Here is a 17890-nt window from a genome sequence, read left to right on the forward strand (position 1 = left end):
CGGCTCGTGACGGGTGTTCACGGACCATGCACGGACTGATCTTGGTCGCGGAGCGCGTCCTCCACGCGGCGGCGGACCGCGTCGTCCTGACCGGCGACGCACGTGGTCGTACGCGAACTGCGGTCGGCTACATCGCCACATCACAGGATCCGTGGTGGGCGAACAGGAGAGTCATTGCCCCGGGGGCTGACGTCCCTGTCCCGTAGTTGCGCCCCTCTCGGAGTGTTCGTTGCTGCCGGCGCTACTCGTCGTCGCGGCAACCGCACCCGATGCGACGACGGCGGCCAGGCCTGCCACGGTCAACAAGTCGAGATGCTGGCTCAACAGGACCGCACCGGCGATCGCTCCGATGGCCGGGTCGAGGGAGAACAGAACGCTGACCGCACGGCTTCCGATGAGTTGTAGAGCTCGGAAGTCCAGCCAGAACGCCCCTGCGACACCTACCGCTCCCGTTGTCACGAGGATCGCGAGGCCCGGGCCGTTCAGGGACGGTGCGGAAGCAACCGAGAACGGTGTCAGCACCACCGCCGATGCCGCGACGCTGAGAGCCAAGAGGTCCACTCCGCCCCGTTGTCCCACAGCGCGGCTCGAGAGGGTGTAGACGGCGAGCGCGGCGCCGGCAGTGAGCCCCACGACTACGCCGCCGGCGCTGTCGACGGTTCCTGGCCGGCTGATGAGTACGACGCCGGTCAAGGCGATCACCGGAAGGACCAAGGCCGGTCCGCGGCGGAACCCGGCGCAGGCGACCGCGAACGGTCCGAGGTAGAGCAGCGTGGCCGCAACTCCGAGCGGCAGCACCGCCACAGCGGAGTAGAACGCGACGTTCATGGTGGCCATGGAGACGCCGAAGACCGCGATCCAGGTCCATTCCCGCACCGTCCGTCCACGTAGCGCCGGTCGAACGACGAGGAGCAGCACGAAAGCGCCCATTGCCTGCCGCCAACCGGCGACCGCCGCGGACCCCAGCTGGCCCACGAGCGGAGCGGTGAGCGCGGCAGAAAGCTGTACCGCCGAACACGATGCCACCACCAACGCTGCGCCCAGCGCAGGATGACACCGGGTGGGCCTCATGAGGCTGTGCGCTTCCGCTTCCGATACTCGCGGGCCTTGTTCTGGCCGCCGCACACCTGCATGGAGCACCACTTGCCTGTCCCGGGTCGGGACCGATCCCAGAACGCCCATCCGCAGGCGTCGTTCGCGCACAACTTCAACCTGCGAATGCGACTGTCCGCCAGAGCTGAGGACAAACTCAGCAGAATCCGAGTCGAGTACTGCTCGATCGGCGCACGGTCAGAAGATGCGTCGATGGACGTGCCGGAAACGGAGACGGCCATCGGGAAGACGTAGGAGTCCGTCGGCTGGTGGGTGAGGACGTTCCGGCAGGCAGAGCGAAGGTCGCGAAGGAGCGGCAGGTCCTCGTCCGCGACCCCGCCTCGCCCCGGCCAGTCCTGGCCGAGCGCTGCCGTCGCGGTGCTCGCCGTCGCGAGATGCTCCCTGTGCCGGTACAGATCCAGCGTGTTCGCCAGTCGTCGAACCGGCTCGAGCTCGATGGGAGCCGAGTGCGATGGGTCCCAGCTCGGCCCACGTGCTTCCGTCACCACTAAACGATACTAACAAGTGACGCTCGATCTGGGGCCCACGGTCGCTGCTGCGGTGGCACCGTCAGCGACAGGGCGTGCGGTCGGACGCGTGAGCCGGACATGCAGCGCCGCGGACACTGCGGCGGGGTCCTTCTGCAACACGAGGTGCCCCACACCATCGGGCGCCACGATGACCGCGCAGGTCGGCGACGCGCGTCCCCACCAGGGCGGTGTGCAGTCGCCAGAGCCCGGCGACCGCGCCGGCGCTCCGAGACCAGCCGGAAGAACCGGTGGCCACGGCTCAGCGCGACCGCGACGGAGGCGTCCGCCCCCCCGGATTGCAGGCAGAACAGCCCCCACGCTGCTCGTGGCCTCGTCATCGATGGGGTGACGGGTGAACAACCCATCCGAGGACGGCTGCGATGGCGTGTCCGGAGCGACTCTTTCGATATCGACGGGGTGACGCATCGACACGGTCGAGCGGACGACGTGTCACGGAGAGTGTTGCAGCAAAAGGATGCGCGTCCATTCGGGTCCACTGTGGTGACGAAGCGTCGCAACGGGCGTCCGGAAGCGACATCTCCGCGGACCCTCGGCTGCCGGAAGAGAGCAATAACCTCGCGCTCGGTAATGCCTCTCATCCGATAGTGGTAGAAAGTTCGTTGGATCGGGGATGGAGCGGATAGCGTTCTGTGCATCGGCGGGGCTCCCGAACCCACGCCGAACACGCCGGTCCGACATCGGACCCCGTACACAACGGAGAAATAACTGTGCTGAAGAAGGCTGGAATCCTGACCGCCGGCGTCACCGCTGGACTGCTCGCCATCTCCCCGCTCGCCTTCGCGGGTGACGGCGGCTGGGACAAGGGCCACGGGCACGGCCACGGCGGCGACCGCATCAACGCCGACCAGATCAACAACCTGGAGAAGGACCGCAACAGCGTCCAGTCCGGCCTGATCAACGTCGGTGACGTCAACGCCCTGAACAACGCCAACGTGCTCTCCTGCACGCTGAACAGCGCCGACGTCGCTGCCAGCGTCCTGGGCATCCTCGGTGGCCAGGCCACCAACGGCGAGGACGCCCCGGGCTTCAGCGACTGCTCGCAGGGCGAGTCCCAGACCAACGTCCAGGACTGAGTGCTCCTGCACCACCGGGTACCGGTGACGGGACCGTCGTCCCGTCACCGGTGCCCCTGCACTTCTCGGACATCCCCTGCTCTTCCGACCGGAGCGGGGGATGTCCGCATTTCCGGGGGAGCCGGAAATGTGGACGGGGGATGTCAGGCGTGGTGCGGCAACACCACGTGCGACGGGTGCTCGGAATCGTGCAGGATCTCGTAGGAGATCCGTTCCCCGTCGACCGCGGTGGCCGTCCGCTCACCGGTTCCCGGGTTGCGGGCGAAGCGCGGGAACGCCGCGCCGGCGACCTGTACCCGGAGCCGGTGCCCGGCCCGCAGGCGGTACCCGGTCGGGCTCAACGTCATCCGGACGACCGTCGTGCCGTCCGGTGCGGTTGCCTCGCGGTCGGGCACCAGCCGGTGCATCGCGTCGGTGATGTTCATCGAGGCCCCGTCGGGGCCGACGTCGCACAGCCGTACGAACACGTCGCCGATCCCCGCCCCGGTCCACACGTAGACCACGGCCGACACCGGACCGAGCAGGTCCAGGTCGGACTCCAGCGGCGGGCCGGTCCAGACGCGCACGTCGTCGCGGGCCTCGACGGTGCGGTTGTCCAGCTGCTTGGACGGCGGCTGGAGCATCGGGCCCCCGACCGTCGGCGTCGGGTCGGCCGGGTCGTAGACGAACCGTGACGGCGGAGTGGTCCCGGCCGGTCGGTCCGGGCCCAGCCCGCCACCGGCGTCGAGGTACCACTCGGTCGGGCGGGCCTCCGGTGGTGGCCAGCACGGCAGGTCGGTCCAGCGGTCGGCGTGCTGCACGTACACCCGGACCGGGGCGCGGCCGTCGTGCTCGCCGCCGTGCAGGTGCATGCCCAGCCAGTGGACCATCTCGTGGGCGATGGTCGACAGGGATCCGCGGTCGCCGTGGGACCAGGGGCCGATCGTGATCCGCGCCGTCGCCCCGCCCCGCTGCAGCGCGGTGAAGTCCACCAGCTGACGGTCGAGGAACAGGTCCCACCAGCCGGTCACCATGCAGACCGGCGGCATCGCGGCGGCGTCGAAACCGTCGTGCTCGGCGGGCGCCCAGAACTCGCGCGGCTGCTCGGCGTGCTCGACGAAGTCCCGCCAGAACACCACCGGCGCCCCGGTCAGCGCGACGTCCGCGGCCTGCAGCGGCTGGGAGGTCACCGCGCGTCGCTTGCGACGGCTGAACACCGGCGTCGCGAGGAAGCCGGTGACCGCGCCGATGCGCTCCTGACGGCCGATCTGGTTCACCCAGGTCGCGAGGTTCAGCAGGCCGGGCGCGCCGCCGGGGTAGAAGGTGCTGGTGAACTCCGACGCGGTGATGTCGGCGTTCATCGAGCACAGACCCGGGTCGGCGTAGGGGGCGACCGCCCACTGGGTGTGTCCGACGTAGCTGGGGCCCACCATCGAGACGCGGCCGTCGCACCAGTCCTGTCCGCGCACCCAGGCGAGCGTGTCGAGCCCGTCGGAGCTCTCGTGCAGGAACGGGCGGAACTGCCCGCCCGAGCCGAAGGTGCCCCGGGTGGACTGGACCAGCACCTGGAACCCGCGGCGGGCCAGCAGCGAACCGATGATCGACCCGAGGCCGTCGCGGCCGTACGGGGTGCGCATCAGGACCGTCGGACGCGGCCGCAGCGGGCCCGGCGCCCGGTACAGGTCGGCGAGCAGGACGACACCGTCGGAGAGCGGGACGCGCAGGTCACGCTCGCGCACGTACGGCTCGTCGGCACCGAAGCCGAGCCTGCGGTCGACCAGTCGCTCCGTGAGCGCGGTCATGACACCTCCCCCTCGCCCGCCCCCTGCGGACACCGTCGATCGTAGGAGAACCCGGTTGCCCCGACCGGGCGTGGCCGGTGACGGTGACGCGGTGACCGTCCCTCCCGCACTGACCGACGGGGTCGTGACCCTGCGCGGACACGTCGTCGCCGACGCCCCGGCCATGCTCGAGGTCCATGGCGACCCGGTCGTCCACCGCTGGACCACGTTGTCCCCACTGTTCGGGTCGGGGGAGGCCCGCGAGTGGGTGGATCTCACCGAGCAGCGGTGGGCCGAGGGCCGCCAGTTCGCCTGGGCGGTGGAGGCCGAGCACGACGGCCGCCCCCGCTACGCGGGCTCGATCGACCTGCGTCGCGACCCGGTGCCGTCGGTCGGTTACCTGCTCGCACCCTGGGCGCGCGGACGGGGGTTCGCGAGCCGCGCGCTGCGGCTGGCCGCCGACTGGGGCTTCGACGTCGCCGGGTTCGCCGCGCTGCACTGGGACTGCCGTGCCGGGCACGTCGCGTCCTGGCGGGTGGCGCACGCCTGCGGGTTCCGGTTCGAAGGTGTCCGGACCCTGGCCCTGCCCGCCGACGGCGGCCTGGTCGACGCCTGGACCGCCGTCCTGCTGCCCGGCACACCTGTCGCCGACCGTCCCCCCGCGACGACGTGGTGGCCGCACCCGGTGCTCGACGGCGACGGCGTCCGGCTCCGCCCGCCCACCGAGGCCGACCTCGCCCGGCAGGTCGAGGCGTGCAATGACCCCGTCGCCCGCTGGTGGAGCGCCACACTGCCGGTGCCCTACACCGACGACGACGCCTGTCGTTGGCTGCGCGACCATCCGCTGGAGCGCTCCCTGGGCGCCGGCGTCGGCTGGGTGATCGCCGCCCCGGACGACGACCGCTACCTCGGCACTCTCTCGGTCTTCGGCACCGACCGGCCCTACTCCCCGACCGGTGGCGAGGTCGGCTACCGCGCCCACCCCGACGCCCGCGGCCGCGGCGCGGTGTCCGCGGCGGTCCGGCGCGTCCTGCGGCACGCGTTCACCCCGGTTGCCGACGGCGGGATGGGCCGGCACCGGCTGCAGCTCGGCGCGGCGGCGGACAACACGGCCAGCCGCCGCGTCGCCGAGCGCGCCGGGTTCCGGCTGTGGGGCCGCCCGCGGGCCGACGGGGTGCACGGCACGGAGAACGAGATCGTCGACGACGGGGTCTGGTACGACCTGCTCGCCACCGACCCGGTCCCGCCGCCCACCGGAACTGTCGGGGGTGCCCCGTAGCCTGCCCGCCGTGCGGATCATGCGGATGTCCTGTTGCGGGACCGAGTGGGTGGGGCCGGACCGGGCGCACTGCTGCCGCAGGTTCGGTGGCTGCGGAGCCGTCTTCGACGACGCGGCGCTGTGGGACACCCACCGCCCCCGAGGCGTGTGCGTGACCGACCCGCGCGAGCTCGGGCTCGTCGCCACCCGCAACGGGATCTGGCAGCGGGCGCTCGACGCGGCCGGCTGAGCGGAAGGGACCGGAGGGTCAGGGCGGCCCGCGGGTGATGCCGCGGAACACCGCCTCGTCCGGGCCGGGGTTGCGGATCCGGACCAGGTCCAGCCCGGTGAACCACAGCACCGAACCGGCACCGAAGGTCCGGCTCCCGCCCGCGGCGCAGCACAGCTCGATCCGCCCGGCGTCGACCACGACGACGGCGCCCCGCCACTCGTCCTCGACGTGCGGGCGGACCTCACCGGGGGCGAGCACGACGGTGCGGGTCCATGTCCGCGACGGCGCGTCGTCGTGCACGGGCCACCCCCGTTCCGGTGCGGGGCACGGTGCCCACACCGGCTCCGACCGCCCGGGAGCGCCGAAGTCATCGACGCACGCCGGGACGGGGCTCAGGCCGCGGCGGCCGGTGCCGTCGCCGACAGCACCGTCTCGTAGCCGATCCGGGCCGCGGCGCCTCCGACCGCGAGCCACCCACCGCCCGACGCCTCCCGGCTCGGGCACCCCGCCGGGCAACTAGTACGTTCGCGCGACCAGCGCCGACGCCACGCGGAGGCCCGCTGGAGGGGGGAAGGACACCGTGACGCAACGACGCCGTCCGCGGTTGCACGCGCTCGAGGCGACGTCGCTGCCCGCGGCACACGCCAGGGCCCGCGACGCCCGTCGCCGCCGTCCGGTGGTCGGGGACCACGCCGCCGCCGTCGTCGCCGAGGATCTGGACCTGGGCTCGGCGCCCGGACGGGCCGACACGCTGTCCACGTTGCTGCGGGTCGCCGTGTTCGACGAGTGGGTGCGCGAGTTCGCGCGCCGGCACCCGGGCGGGACCGTGGTCGAGCTGGGGCCGGGGCTGGGCGACCGCGCGGGACGACTCGGCGACGAGGGCCCGGCGCACTGGGTCGACGTCGAGCTGCCCGGGGTGGCCGAGCTGCGCCGCGAGCTGCTGGCGGGCCCGGCGCACCTGGTGGCCGGGTCCGCGCTCGACGAGGACTGGCTGGAGCTGGCCCGCGACCTGCCCGGCCCGCACCTGGTCGTCTCCGACCGGGTGCTGACGCTGCTGCCCGAGCAGGGCGTGCAGCGGATCGTGTTCACCGCCGCCCGGATGCTCCCGGGCGCCGAGCTCGTCACCGACCTGCTGTCCCGCGGCGCGGCCGGGCGGCTCGCCGCGGGCCCGCTGCGCGAGCTGGAGGTCGACTGGACCTGCGAGGACCCGCGCGAGCTGGAGCCGTGGGGGCTGCGCCTGGCCGCCTCCTGCGACGCGGCGTCCCCACCCGCCGAGGTCGCGGCCCGGCTGCCGCGGGCGTCGCGGGCACTGGCGGCGGCGCTGCGGGCGACCGCGCTGCGCGGCGAACGCCTGGCCCGCTACGAGATCGTGCCGGTCTGATCCCGGACCCAGGATCGTCAGAACCCTGGACGCGGCTCGCGGGTAGGGTCGTGACCGTGACCTCCCCGACCTTCGGCACGCTCGAGGCGGACCCGGCGGAGGTCGGCCTCGACCCTGCCCGGCTGGCCCGGATCGACAGCCACTTCCGCCGGTACATCGACGACGGCCGCCTCGCCGGCGCGACGATCGCCGTCGCCCGCCACGACCGGCTCGCGCACCTGACCCACCTCGGCGTCCGCGACCTCGACTCCGCGGCCCCGGTGACCGACGACACGCTGTGGCGCATCTACTCGATGACCAAGCCGATCACCTCGGTCGCCACGCTGATGCTGGCCGAGCGTGGCGCGCTGGAGCTCACCGACCCGGTGTCGCGCTACATCCCGGCGTTCGCCGAGCAGCGCGTCTACAGCGGCGGCTCCGCGCAGAACCCGGGCACCGTGGCCGCGCTCGAACCGGTGCGGGTGCACCACCTGCTGACCCACACCGCGGGCCTGACCTACGGCTTCCACCACGCCCACCCCGTCGACGAGATGTACCGGGCCAAGGGCTTCGAGTTCGGCGCACCGTCCGGGATGGACCTCGCGACCGCGAGCGAGCAGTTCGCGTCGTTCCCGCTGCTGTTCCAGCCGGGCACCGAATGGAACTACTCGGTGGCCACCGACGTGCTCGGCCGGGTCGTCGAGGTCGCCTCCGGCCGCCGTCTCGACGAGTTCCTCCGCGAGGAGATCACCGAGCCGCTCGGCATGACCGACACCGCGTTCTGGGTGCCGGAGGACTCCCCGCAGGCCGGCAGGCTCGCCACGCTCTACAACGCCCGGCCCGGCGGCGGCCTGGTCGAGAACAAGGTGCTCGCCCGGGCCGCGACCCGCGAGCCCACGTTCCTCTCCGGCGGCGGCGGACTGCTGTCCACCACCGGCGACTACCTGCGGTTCGCCCGGATGCTCGCCCGCGGCGGCGAGCTCGACGGCGCCCGGATCCTCGGCCCGCGCACGCTGGCCAGGGCCACCCGCAACCACCTGCCCGGCGGCGGGGACCTCGACACCGTCGGGCGCCCCATCTTCTCCGAGTCCGCGTTCTCCGGTGTCGGCTTCGGCCTCGGCTTCTCCACCGTGATCGACGGCCCGGCGACGAAGGGCTTCGCCAACGAGGGCACCTTCGCCTGGGGCGGGCTGGCCTCCACCGCGTTCTGGGTGGACCCGGTCGACGACATCGCGGTCGTCTTCATGACCCAGCTCGTCCCCTCCAGCACCTACCCGATCCGATCCCAGCTCCAGACGCTGGTCCAGCAGGCGGTGACCGACCGATGACCCCACCGAGCCCCGTGCTCACCTTCACCATCCGCACGCTCGTCGTCGCCGCCTCGCTGTGGGTGGCGACGGTGCTGGTCGGCGGCATCCGGCTGGAGAGTGCGGGCACCACCACCTCGATCCTCACGCTGATCGGCGTCGCCCTGGTGTTCGGCCTGGTCAACGCCGTGGTGAAGCCGATCGTGGCGACGCTGGGCTGCCCGCTCTACATCCTCACGCTGGGGCTGTTCGCGCTCGTGGTGAACGCGCTCATGTTCATGCTGACGGGCTGGCTGTCGTCGGTGCTGAACCTGCCGTTCGCCGTGGACGGCTTCTGGGCGGCGTTCTGGGGCGCGATCGTCGTCGGGATCGTGTCGTTCTTCCTGCACCTGGTGATCCCGGACCGGTTCGACGACCGCTGAGGTCATCAGACCGGCCAGGTCTCGCGGCGGTACGCGCCGTCCCAGAACATCCACTCGTAGCGCGAGGTCGTCGTGAAGTGCTCACGCATGCGACCGAGCTCGGTCGGCGACGCGGCGGCGCCGACCCGGTCGGTCGCGTCCAGCACGGCCTCGACGACGGCGTGGTACTCCTCGCCCGCGTACATGTCGATCCAGCGCTGGTAGACCGGGTCCGGGGAGCCGGCGCCGACCAGGTGCTCGCCGACCCGGCCGTAGATCCAGTAGCAGGGCAGCACCGCGGCGACGCCCTCGGCGTAGGACCCGCCGTACGCGGTCGCGAGCAGGTAGCTGACGTAGGCGCGGGTGGCCGGGGCGACCGGGATCTCGCGGGCCTGCTCCGCGGTGAGCCCGAGCGCGCCGAGCAGGTCGGCGTGCAGCTCGCGCTCGGCGGCGATGGCTCCGGCGGCGTGCTCGGCGAACATCAGGGTGTCGTCGTCGGTCGGGGCCTTCGCCGCGCACACGGTGAGCGCCGTGGCGTAGCCGCGCAGGTAGTGCGCGTCCTGGACGATGTAGTGCCGGAACGTCTCGTGCGGCAGCGAGCCGTCGGTCAGCCCGGTGACGAACGGGTGGGCGAGGATCGCCTGGTACAGGGTGTCGACGTCGGACCAGAGCAGGTCCCGGGTGCGGTCGGCCATGCGGCCACGGTATCCACCGGGGCCCGGCCGGTCGGGTGATCGCCCGTGCAACGTCGGCGTGACCGGGGAGGAACACCGCGGTGACGCGGGCCCTGAGATCCTGCGCACGTCGTCCGCTGCTCGGGCGTGGGGGTGTCACCATGGAGGGCAGGCGAGCCACTCAGTGTGGAGGACGCGCCACGTCCAGTCCCCCTGACGTGGAGGTGAGGGTATGACCGACCCGCAGCCCATGGATCACCACGAGAAGATGCGGATCCGCGCGGCCGCGTTCCGTGCGACCCGGATCTACCCCGGACCGGTCGGCGAGCTGATCTCGCGCGAGCTGCTCGGCTGGGAGGACTTCGGATACCGCCTCGGCGGCAACCGGATGGTCCTGAACCTGGTGGACCATGTCATGAAGGCGGTACCGCCGGAGCGGGCGACGCGCTCCGACGCGGCCTGACCCCTGCTCAGCGCAGGGTCGTCACGGCGACCTCGGCGGCGGCTCCGGTCGGCGGGGTGCCGTCGGCGAGCCCGGCCAGCGCGGCGGACAGGACCAGCATGGCCGCGATCGTGGTGATGCTGCCGACCCGGCCCAGGACGTCCAGGGTGCGGGCGACGGGTGACGGCCCGCCGGCGCGTCCGTGCCCGGCGGCGGCCTGAGCTGCGGCGACGACGCCGTGCGGCCGGCCAGGAGCGCCGGTGCCGGTGCGGGGTGCCGGGACGGGACTGCCCGTGGGCGGCGCGGGCGTGCCAGCCGGGCGCGGGGCCGGGGCCGGGGCCGGACGCTGAGCCGGAGCCGAAGTGGTGCGGTACTGCTGCGTGGCGCGCTGCTGCTGCGTGGTTCGGTGCTGCTGCGCCGCACCCGCACGCCCCGCCGACGAACCCGGCGACGCCGGCCGCGGTGCGGGGACGCCCGGTGCCTGCGGGGAGGTCGACCGCGGACGCTCCCGGCGGGGCGCGGGCAGGTCGACGTGGTCCTCGCGACGACGGTGCCGCCCCTCGACCCGGTCCGTCGGCACGGCCCCACCGACCCGCGGTGCGGGGACCGACGGGGTGGCGGGGACGGCGCCCAGGGGGCGGCGCGGGCTGGGGATGCGGACGGCTGGCGCGGACATGACGATCACCACGATCTCGGGGGAGTCGATACGGGGTTCTTCGGGACCCGGTGCGCGCCGCCGGCTCCTGCTTCCACCCGTCTGTCGTGTCGTACGACCACCCTGTTATCCGGTCACCCCCTACGCCAACCGTCGGAGTGACTACTCCACTCGTTGGGGGTACACGCCCACCCGTGTAGCGGTCCTTCACTCACGCAGCGTGGTCGTGCATCACTCCTTCGCTGCGCGCGGGGGCGGCGTCGGCAGCTGCTCGCGGAGGTCCCGCTTGAGCACCTTGCCCGCCGCCGAGACCGGGATCGCCCCGATCAGATGCACCTCCCGCAGACGTTGGTAGGGCAGCAGACGCTCGTTCAGCCCGTCGACGGCGGCGCGGACCGTGCCCTCGTCGACGTCGGGCGCGGTGGTCAGGAACGCGACCGGGTGCTCGCCGTCGACCCCCACCGGGCGCCCGACGACGGCCGCACCGGTCACGCCCGGCAGCGCCAGCAGCCGCTCCTCCAGGTCGCGCGGGTACACGTTGTAGCCCTTGTGGAGCAGCATGTCCTTGAGCCGGTCCACGATGCGCAGGTAGCCGTCCTCGTCGAGGACGCCGACATCGCCGGTGTGCAGCCACCCGTCGCCGTCGAAGGCGGCCGCGGTCTCGGCCGGGCGCCGGTGGTAGCCGCCGGTGACCTGCGGCCCGCGGATCCACACCTCGCCCTCGGCCCCGGCGTCGAGCTCCTCGCCGTCCGGTCCGGAGATGCGGATCTCGGTGCCCGCGACCGGCAGCCCGACGGTGCCCGGTCGCCGGTCCGCCGACCGGGCGGCGGGGCCGAGGGTGGCGGCCATCGTCACCTCGGTCAGGCCGTAGCCCTCGGAGATGACCAGGTCCTCGCCGAGCCAGTCGCGCAGCGCCCGGATGATCTCGGCAGGCAACGGCGCCGCGCCCGAGGTCAGCGACCGCACCGACGACAGGTCCCCGGCGGTCTCGCGGTGGGCGAGGAGCGCGGCGTACACCGGTGGCGCCCCGGACAGCGTGGTGACGGCGAACCGGGTGGCGTCGGCCAGGTAGGCGCGCGGGTCGAAGCGAGCGTGCACGATGGTCGTCGTCCCGGTGAGCAGCGGGACGTTGAGCCCGCCGATCGTCCCCATCGCGTGGAACCAGGGGGCGATGCCGATCGCCCGCCCGGTGCCGATCGGGGTCGGGAACTCCGAGACGGGGCCGGGGTCGGCCAGGACGACGCCGGGCCCGTACCCGGTGGCGGTCACGTCCGGCCGGGCGCCGGTGCCCCAGCAGGCGGCCTGCAGGGCGTTGGTGAGCACGTGCCGGTGGGTGACCCGCACGCCCTTGGACCGGCCGGTGGTCCCACCGGTGTAGGCCAGGTGGGCGAGGTCGCGGTCCGGGTCCACCTCCAGGTCGGTGCCCGGCGGTGTCGACGGCCTGCCGTCGAGGTACGCACCGAGCCCGGTCACCTCCGGCCCCGGCTGCTCCGGGTCCCCGTGGGCGCCGGTGACGAGCACGCGCTTCAGCGACGTCGCCGGCCGTGCGGCGAGCACCGCGGGCAGCGCCGCCTCCCAGCTGAGGACGACGACGGCTCCCGCGTCGGCGAGCTGTGCCCCCAGGTCGTCCGGGGCGAGCAGCGGGTTCGCCGGGGTCACGGTGGCCCCGGCCAGCAGCGTCCCCCAGTAGGCGATCGCGTACTGCGGGCAGTTCGGCAGGTGCAGTGCGACGACGTCGCCGCGGCCGACCCCGTCGGCGTGCAGCGCGTGCGCGAACGCCGAGGCGCGCTCCAGCAGCCCGCGGAACGAGAGCTCGTGCCCGGCCTGGTGCAGCACCGTGGCGTCGCCGAACCGGTCGGCGGCGCCGCGGAGCGTCGCGGAGGCCGGCAGCGCGGGCACGTCCAGGTCCGGGGCGGGTGAGCGGGCGATCATGCGGGCACCCCCGCTCCGTTGCCGGTCCGGGACGGCGGGACGACCCCGTGGGCGACCATGCGACCTCCATCGGTCTGCCGGTGACGTGCGGTACGACCGACCCTAGGCACGACCGGTGGCGCACGTCACGGCCCGCACGGGCCCGGTCCGGTCCGGAGGGGACAGCCGGTGGGCAGGGTTCACTCCCGTGGGGCGAGCAGACCCCGGGAGTGTGCGACGGCGACCGCCTCGGCGCGGCCGGAGGCGCCGAGCTTCGCCATCGCCCGGGACAGGTGCACGCTCACGGTCTTCTCGGAGATGAACAGCCGCTCGCCGACCGCCCGGTTGGTCAGCCCGTGCGCGACCAGCTCCAGCACCGCGTGCTCGCGCGGGGTGAGCGGGGAACCACCGCCGCCGGCCGCCGGACCGGGCCGGGGACCACCGTCGCCGGCCCGCACCCGCAGCGCGGCGACGGCCTCGGCCAGCGGGCGGGCGCCGAGCCGGTCGGCCTCGGACGCGGCGACCGCCAGGTCCTCGACGGCGGCGCGGCGGTCGGCCTCGCCGTCGGTGCCGGGGCCACCGCGGTGCGCCCGCCCGAGCAGGGCCTCGGCCCGCCGCCACCGGGCCTCCGCGGCGCGGTAGAGGTCGCCGTACCCGGCGAAGGTCTCCACGACGGGGTCCCAGACCTGCGGCGCCGTGTCGCCGCGGGCCCGGGCGGCCTCGGCGCGGGCCCGGGCCAGCCACGCCCGGCCCTCCGGCCCGACCGAGGTGCCGCGGGGCAGGCCGCGCTCGGCGGTGCGTGCCGCCTCGTCGACGAGCCCGGTCGCCGCCCCGGCGTGCGCGTCGGCCCCCGCCGGGTTGCCCGCGGTACGGGCCGCCTCCGCGAGGTCGGCCCGGGCCGCCGCGCCCAGCGCACACAGCGCCAGCTCGCCGAGGTGGTGCGGGTACTCCGCCCGCAGCACCCCGAGCGCGCCGGCGACCCGGTCCACGGCCAGGGCGGGATCCCCGCGCCAGCGCGCCGACTCGGCCCCGACGACGCCCTGCAACAACGCGGCCTGGTCGTGCGCCGGCGGCTCGGCGGCCAGCGCGGCGAGCAGCTCCTCGGCGTCGTCGAGGTCTCCGCGGGCCACGCCGACCACCGCGCCTGCCACCGCCAGCATCCCGGTGACGCGCAGCGGCAGCGTGGGGTCGACGTCCGCGGCGGTGCGGACGGCGGCGTCCCACTCCCCGCGCTGCACGTCGACGCGGACCTGCGCGATCCGGAACTCCAGGCCGTACCCGCCCCAGAGCAGCCCGTACGCGGCCGCCCGGCGGGCCCCCTCGGCGAGCTCCTCCGCGGCGGCGTCGAGCAAGCCGTCCTCGACGAACGACACCCCGCGGTTCCACACGGTCCGCAGCTCGACGACCTGGTTCCCGGAGGCGGCGGCCAGCGAGGCCGCCCCGGCGAGCCGGTCCCGGGCGGCCTGCGGGTCCCCCTCCAGCCGGGCGCAGAAGGCCAGGGTGATCAGTGCGTCCGCGCAGACCGCGCTGAGGTCGCGGTACCCGGCCGACCCGTCCGCGGGGGGCGCGGTGTCGTGCACCGCCCGGGCCACCGCCAGCGACGCGCGGGCGTGGGACCAGGCGGGCTCGGCATGGTCGGCGTTCAGGTGCGCCCGCGCGAGCACGGCGTGAGACCAGGCCAGCTCCGTGTCGGGCGGGCCCCCGGACTGCAGCTCGACGGCCTCCGTGGCCGCGGCCACCGCCGCGTCCACCCGGGACCCGCTGTCGAGCAGCCGCATCGCGTAGTGCCGGCGCGCCTCGGCCCCGGCCCGCGGATCCCCGCCGAGGTCGGCGACCCGGACCGCGCGGGCCCCGAGGGTGGTGCCCCGTTCCGGATCGCCCGAGGCGCTCGCCGCCCAGGCCGCCTCCCGGGTCAGCGCGCTCTCGGTGACCCCGGTGAGCCGCTCGGGGTCCTCGACGGCGGACCACAGCTCCAGTGCCCGCTCGGCGTGGGCCAGCATCTCGGCCGGGCCGTGCCGCCGGCGGGCCTCCTCGGCGGCCCGTACCGACGCCGCGAGCGCCCGCGGCAGGTCGTGGGCGGCCAGCGAATGCCGGGCGAGCGCGGCGGCCACCCCGGGGGCGTCGTCCCGGCGGGCGAGCAGCGCGGCGAGCCGGGAGTGCAGCCGTACCCGTTCGCCCGGGAGCAGGTCGTCGTGCACGGCCTCGCGGAGCAGGGCGTGCCGGAAGGCGTAGGACTCCGCGCCGGGCGCCGGATCCGCGACGAGCAGGTGGTGCGACACCGCCTCCCGCAGGCCCGCATCCAGATCGGCCGCGGAGAGCCCGGACGCGTCGCGCAGCAGGTCGTGGGAGATGCTCCGCTCGGCCAGCGAGGCCACCCGCAGCACCTCCCGCGCCGGTGGTCCGAGCCGGTCCAGCCGGGTCAGCAGCACGTCGGCCAGTCCGCCCGGCAGCCCGTCGGACCCCGCCGCGACGAGCTCCTCGGCGTAGAAGGCGTTGCCCTCGCTGCGGGCGGCGATCCGGCGCAGGGTGGCCTCGTCGACGCCCCCGGTGGCCGCCCGGGCCCGGACCAGCGCCAGCACGGCGTCGGGCGCGAGCGGCCCGAGCTCGACCCGACGGACGGCGGGCAGTCGGACGAGCTCCGCCAGCGACGCGCGCAGCGGATGCCTGCGGTGCAGGTCGTCGGAGCGGTAGGTGCCCAGCACCAGCAGCCGCTGCGAGCCCAGCCGGGCGAGCAGGAAGGCGAGCAGCTCCCTGGTGGAGCGGTCCGCCCAGTGCAGGTCCTCCAGTACGACGAGCAGCGGGGCCGCCGCGGCCGCGTCGCGCACGGCACCGGCCACCGCGTCGAACACCTGCAGACGCCCGGAGTCCCCGTCCCCTCCCGTGGGGCGGGGTGCCTCCGGCGCACCGGGCAACAACCCGTGCAGCACCGGCCGCAGCGCGGTGCCCGCCCGGTCCAGCGCGCCGAGCACCTCGGAGAAGGGCAGGTAGGGGAGTGCGGCGCCGCCCTCGTCCAGGCACCGCCCGACGACGACCTGCACGCCCGCCTCCGCGGCGGCCCGGCCGAGCGCGGCGGCGAGCCGGGACTTTCCGATCCCCGCCTCCCCGGCGAGCAGCACGGCGCGGGCCTGCCCGGCCCGGGCCGCGTCGAGGTCGCGGAGCAGCCCGGAGAGCTCCTCCGCGCGGCCGACCAGCTCGTCCGTGTCCGGGCCGGTGGGGCCGCCCCCGTGGGTCGCTGCCGCCGTCATGGAGCGCATCGTGGCACGGGATACCGACACTCCCGGGCCCACGACGGCGGGCTCGGCCCGGACGCGCGGCTCAGCCACGCGTCCCGGCCCGCACCGGGTGCGGCGCACGGCCCGGTCCCGGTGCGGCCCCGGTGGCCTCGCCGGGCGGGAGCGTCGCGGGCCCGGCCGGCCCGGGGGCCCGTCCCGGCCGCCGGGAGGCGGTGAGCCGGGCACGCAGCCGCAGCCACAGCCGTCCCACCGCCGACGGGCCGGTCGCGCCGCGCAGCAGCCGCGCCGCGCGGTACCGGTCCGCCTCCTCCCGCAGCCGGGCCTGCCGCTGCTCGGCGAGGGCGACGAGGGGGTCCATCGGGATGTGTGTCATCAGCATGGTGACGACACTGCGGCTGAGGGGACCGCCCGGGCATCGGGCGATCACGCCGTCCCGCGGGCCGCGCGGGGTCCGCGGGTAAGGGGTCTCCTCAGTCCCGCCCGGTGGGCGGCGGCAGCAGACCCCGGCGGTAGGCCGGGACGAGCGCGCGCGGCACCAGGTGTCGGCGTCCCTCCAGGGTGACCGGCACGAGGTCGGGCGTGGTCGCCTTCCACTGCGACCGGCGGTGCCGGGTGTTCGATCGCGACGTCCGTCGCTTGGGAACGGCCATCAGAGGTCTCCTTCTCGGTCGGAACGGACGGTGGGGTCGTCCAGGGCGGCGGGCCCCACGGGCTCGGACTCGGCGCAGGGCTCGTCGTGGGCCCAGCCGAACGGGTCGGGCAGGGCGGACCAGGCGTCCTCGCCGGCCGCGATCTCGGCGTCGGTGAGCAGCGCGGCGCGCAGGGCCGCGTCGATCTCGTCGGGGTCGGCGTCGTGGCAGATCGCGACGACGTCCTGGGCGCGGTCGCCCCAGCGCGGGTGCCAGGCCAGCGCGGCCATCGCCCGGCGCTGGTCGCCCGCCTCGGTCCAGGCCTGCTCGTCGGCACCGGCGAGCCAGTCGCCGGCGTGCCCGATCCGCATGCCGCCGCCCGCGCTCTCCAGCCACAGCACGGCGTCCGGCCGGGTGGCCAGCCAGATCCGTCCGCGGGCCCGGACGACGCCGTCGAGCAGGCTGTCGATCGCCTCGTGCAGCCGGTCCGGGTGGAACGGGCGACGGGCGGAGAACAGCAGGGTGCGGACGCCGCTGGCGGCGTCCAGCGGGGGTGCGCCGCGCAGCAGCGGGTCGTGCACCCCGCCGGGGACGCCGCGGCGGGACTCGGGGTCGAGCCCGTCGCAGAAGACCCGGTGGTCGGCACGCCCGGCGAGCAGCCGGGGTGCGGTCGGGCACAGCCGGTCCAGGACGGCGGCGGTCCGGTCCGCACCCCCGGGCCCGACCGCGCGGGTCAACACGAGGACGTCGGCGAACTCGGCCTGGCCGACGGCGAGCTGGGCGACGGTCCGCTCGTCGTCGGGCAGCGTGGACAGCCCGCGCTCGGGCAGGGTCGCGTCCCCGGTGGCGTCGTCCAGCCAGCTGTCCGGGTCGAGCACGGCCACCACGCCGCGCAGGTCGACGAGGTCGGTCGCGGTGCAGGCCTCGCGCCCCGGCGGCTCGAACACCACCGCCCCCAGCGCCCAGCACACCGGCTCGGGCTCCAGACGCGGGTCCAGGTGCAGCACCACCCGGTCCACCGTCCCGGCCAGCGCGGCCAGGGTCGGCAGCACGTCCTCGCGGATGGTGCAGCTGACACAGCCGTGGGCGAGCTCCAGGACGGTGCGCTCGTCGCGGTCCGCGTCGCGCAGCCGCCGGTGCACCACACCGCGGCCCAGGTCGCGCAGGTCGTGGTGGAGCACGACGACACCCGGGTCCAGCTCGCGCATCCGCGTGATCGTCCGCTCCACCCCGTCGGCCTCGGTCCCGCACAGGACCACCAGCTCGGTCATGTCTTCCTCCCGGAGTCGGACGTGGTCGCGGTCCGGTGTAT

The 17890-nt window shown here is 74.8% G+C and carries 18 protein-coding genes; 7 read left to right on the plus strand and 11 right to left on the minus strand.

Translation table 11 applies throughout. The features are described 5' to 3' along the window. Positions 1-171: 171 nt before the first annotated feature. The gene (locus tag KPL59_RS21490; protein WP_226361806.1) at positions 172-918 is read right to left on the minus strand and encodes a DMT family transporter; all 747 of its coding nucleotides are present in this window, start codon (positions 916-918) and stop codon (positions 172-174) included. Between the two features lie 149 nt (positions 919-1067). Next, positions 1068-1334: a CGNR zinc finger domain-containing protein gene (locus tag KPL59_RS37780; RefSeq protein ID WP_226358928.1), complete on the minus strand. Its 267-nt coding sequence runs from the start codon at positions 1332-1334 to the stop codon at positions 1068-1070. 1016 nt (positions 1335-2350) lie between these two features. On the opposite strand from KPL59_RS37780, the gene KPL59_RS21500 reads away from it, so the two are divergent. After that, complete coding sequence (locus tag KPL59_RS21500; RefSeq protein ID WP_020624854.1) at positions 2351-2716, plus strand: hypothetical protein; 366 nt, start codon at positions 2351-2353, stop codon at positions 2714-2716. Between the two features lie 143 nt (positions 2717-2859). Here the strand turns inward: KPL59_RS21500 and KPL59_RS21505 are convergent, their stop codons facing one another. After that, a complete protein-coding gene (locus KPL59_RS21505) occupies positions 2860-4497 on the minus strand; it encodes a CocE/NonD family hydrolase (RefSeq protein ID WP_226361807.1) in 1638 nt (545 codons plus the stop codon). Between the two features lie 91 nt (positions 4498-4588). Between KPL59_RS21505 and KPL59_RS21510 the strand changes: the two genes are divergently transcribed. Next, positions 4589-5755, plus strand: a complete 1167-nt coding sequence (locus KPL59_RS21510; protein WP_226361808.1) for a GNAT family N-acetyltransferase — start codon at positions 4589-4591, stop codon at positions 5753-5755. 19 nt (positions 5756-5774) lie between these two features. Further along, positions 5775-5984: a hypothetical protein gene (locus KPL59_RS21515; RefSeq protein WP_226358927.1), complete on the plus strand. Its 210-nt coding sequence runs from the start codon at positions 5775-5777 to the stop codon at positions 5982-5984. 18 nt (positions 5985-6002) lie between these two features. Here the strand turns inward: KPL59_RS21515 and KPL59_RS21520 are convergent, their stop codons facing one another. Then, positions 6003-6266 carry a hypothetical protein gene (locus KPL59_RS21520; RefSeq protein ID WP_226358912.1) on the minus strand — a complete coding sequence of 88 codons (264 nt, stop codon included), beginning with the start codon at positions 6264-6266 and terminating at the stop codon, positions 6003-6005. A gap of 280 nt (positions 6267-6546) precedes the next feature. Here KPL59_RS21520 and KPL59_RS21525 point away from each other — a divergent pair, with 280 nt between their 5' ends. Genes KPL59_RS21525 through KPL59_RS21535 form a run of 3 tightly spaced genes read left to right on the plus strand, consistent with a single transcriptional unit; the run spans position 6547 to position 9055 of the window. Then, entirely contained in the window at positions 6547-7347 is an 801-nt protein-coding gene (locus tag KPL59_RS21525; protein ID WP_226361809.1) for a class I SAM-dependent methyltransferase, read from the plus strand. A 50-nt stretch (positions 7348-7397) separates the two neighbouring features. Beyond that, positions 7398-8654, plus strand: coding sequence for a serine hydrolase domain-containing protein (locus KPL59_RS21530; RefSeq protein WP_374111651.1), 1257 nt, complete (start codon positions 7398-7400; stop codon positions 8652-8654). After that, the gene (locus KPL59_RS21535) at positions 8651-9055 is read left to right on the plus strand and encodes a phage holin family protein (RefSeq protein WP_226358916.1); all 405 of its coding nucleotides are present in this window, start codon (positions 8651-8653) and stop codon (positions 9053-9055) included. The genes KPL59_RS21530 and KPL59_RS21535 overlap by 4 nt, the downstream gene beginning before the upstream one ends. 5 nt (positions 9056-9060) lie before the next feature. On the opposite strand, the gene tenA is transcribed toward KPL59_RS21535, so the two are convergent. Further along, positions 9061-9729 carry a thiaminase II gene (gene tenA, locus KPL59_RS21540; protein ID WP_060714316.1) on the minus strand — a complete coding sequence of 223 codons (669 nt, stop codon included), beginning with the start codon at positions 9727-9729 and terminating at the stop codon, positions 9061-9063. 211 nt (positions 9730-9940) lie between these two features. Between tenA and KPL59_RS21545 the strand changes: the two genes are divergently transcribed. Beyond that, complete coding sequence (locus tag KPL59_RS21545; protein WP_020623463.1) at positions 9941-10171, plus strand: hypothetical protein; 231 nt, start codon at positions 9941-9943, stop codon at positions 10169-10171. A 7-nt stretch (positions 10172-10178) separates the two neighbouring features. On the opposite strand, the gene KPL59_RS21550 is transcribed toward KPL59_RS21545, so the two are convergent. The 6 genes from KPL59_RS21550 to mrf form a co-directional block, all read right to left on the minus strand. Continuing rightward, the gene (locus KPL59_RS21550; RefSeq protein WP_226361810.1) at positions 10179-10826 is read right to left on the minus strand and encodes a hypothetical protein; all 648 of its coding nucleotides are present in this window, start codon (positions 10824-10826) and stop codon (positions 10179-10181) included. Positions 10827-11036: 210 nt separating this feature from the next. Then, complete coding sequence (locus KPL59_RS21555) at positions 11037-12737, minus strand: class I adenylate-forming enzyme family protein (protein WP_226361811.1); 1701 nt, start codon at positions 12735-12737, stop codon at positions 11037-11039. A 179-nt stretch (positions 12738-12916) separates the two neighbouring features. Further along, a complete protein-coding gene (locus KPL59_RS21560; RefSeq protein ID WP_226361812.1) occupies positions 12917-15961 on the minus strand; it encodes a LuxR family transcriptional regulator in 3045 nt (1014 codons plus the stop codon). Positions 15962-16031: 70 nt separating this feature from the next. Then, the gene (locus KPL59_RS21565) at positions 16032-16322 is read right to left on the minus strand and encodes a hypothetical protein (protein WP_226361813.1); all 291 of its coding nucleotides are present in this window, start codon (positions 16320-16322) and stop codon (positions 16032-16034) included. Between the two features lie 97 nt (positions 16323-16419). After that, the gene (gene rpmF, locus KPL59_RS21570) at positions 16420-16599 is read right to left on the minus strand and encodes a 50S ribosomal protein L32 (protein ID WP_060710513.1); all 180 of its coding nucleotides are present in this window, start codon (positions 16597-16599) and stop codon (positions 16420-16422) included. Further along, the gene (gene mrf, locus KPL59_RS21575; RefSeq protein ID WP_226361814.1) at positions 16599-17849 is read right to left on the minus strand and encodes a ribosome hibernation factor-recruiting GTPase MRF; all 1251 of its coding nucleotides are present in this window, start codon (positions 17847-17849) and stop codon (positions 16599-16601) included. Before mrf ends, rpmF begins: the two co-directional genes overlap by 1 nt. Positions 17850-17890: the final 41 nt, after the last annotated feature.

The organism is Pseudonocardia sp. ICBG1142 (assembly GCF_020496255.1).
GTDB lineage: Bacteria > Actinomycetota > Actinomycetes > Mycobacteriales > Pseudonocardiaceae > Pseudonocardia.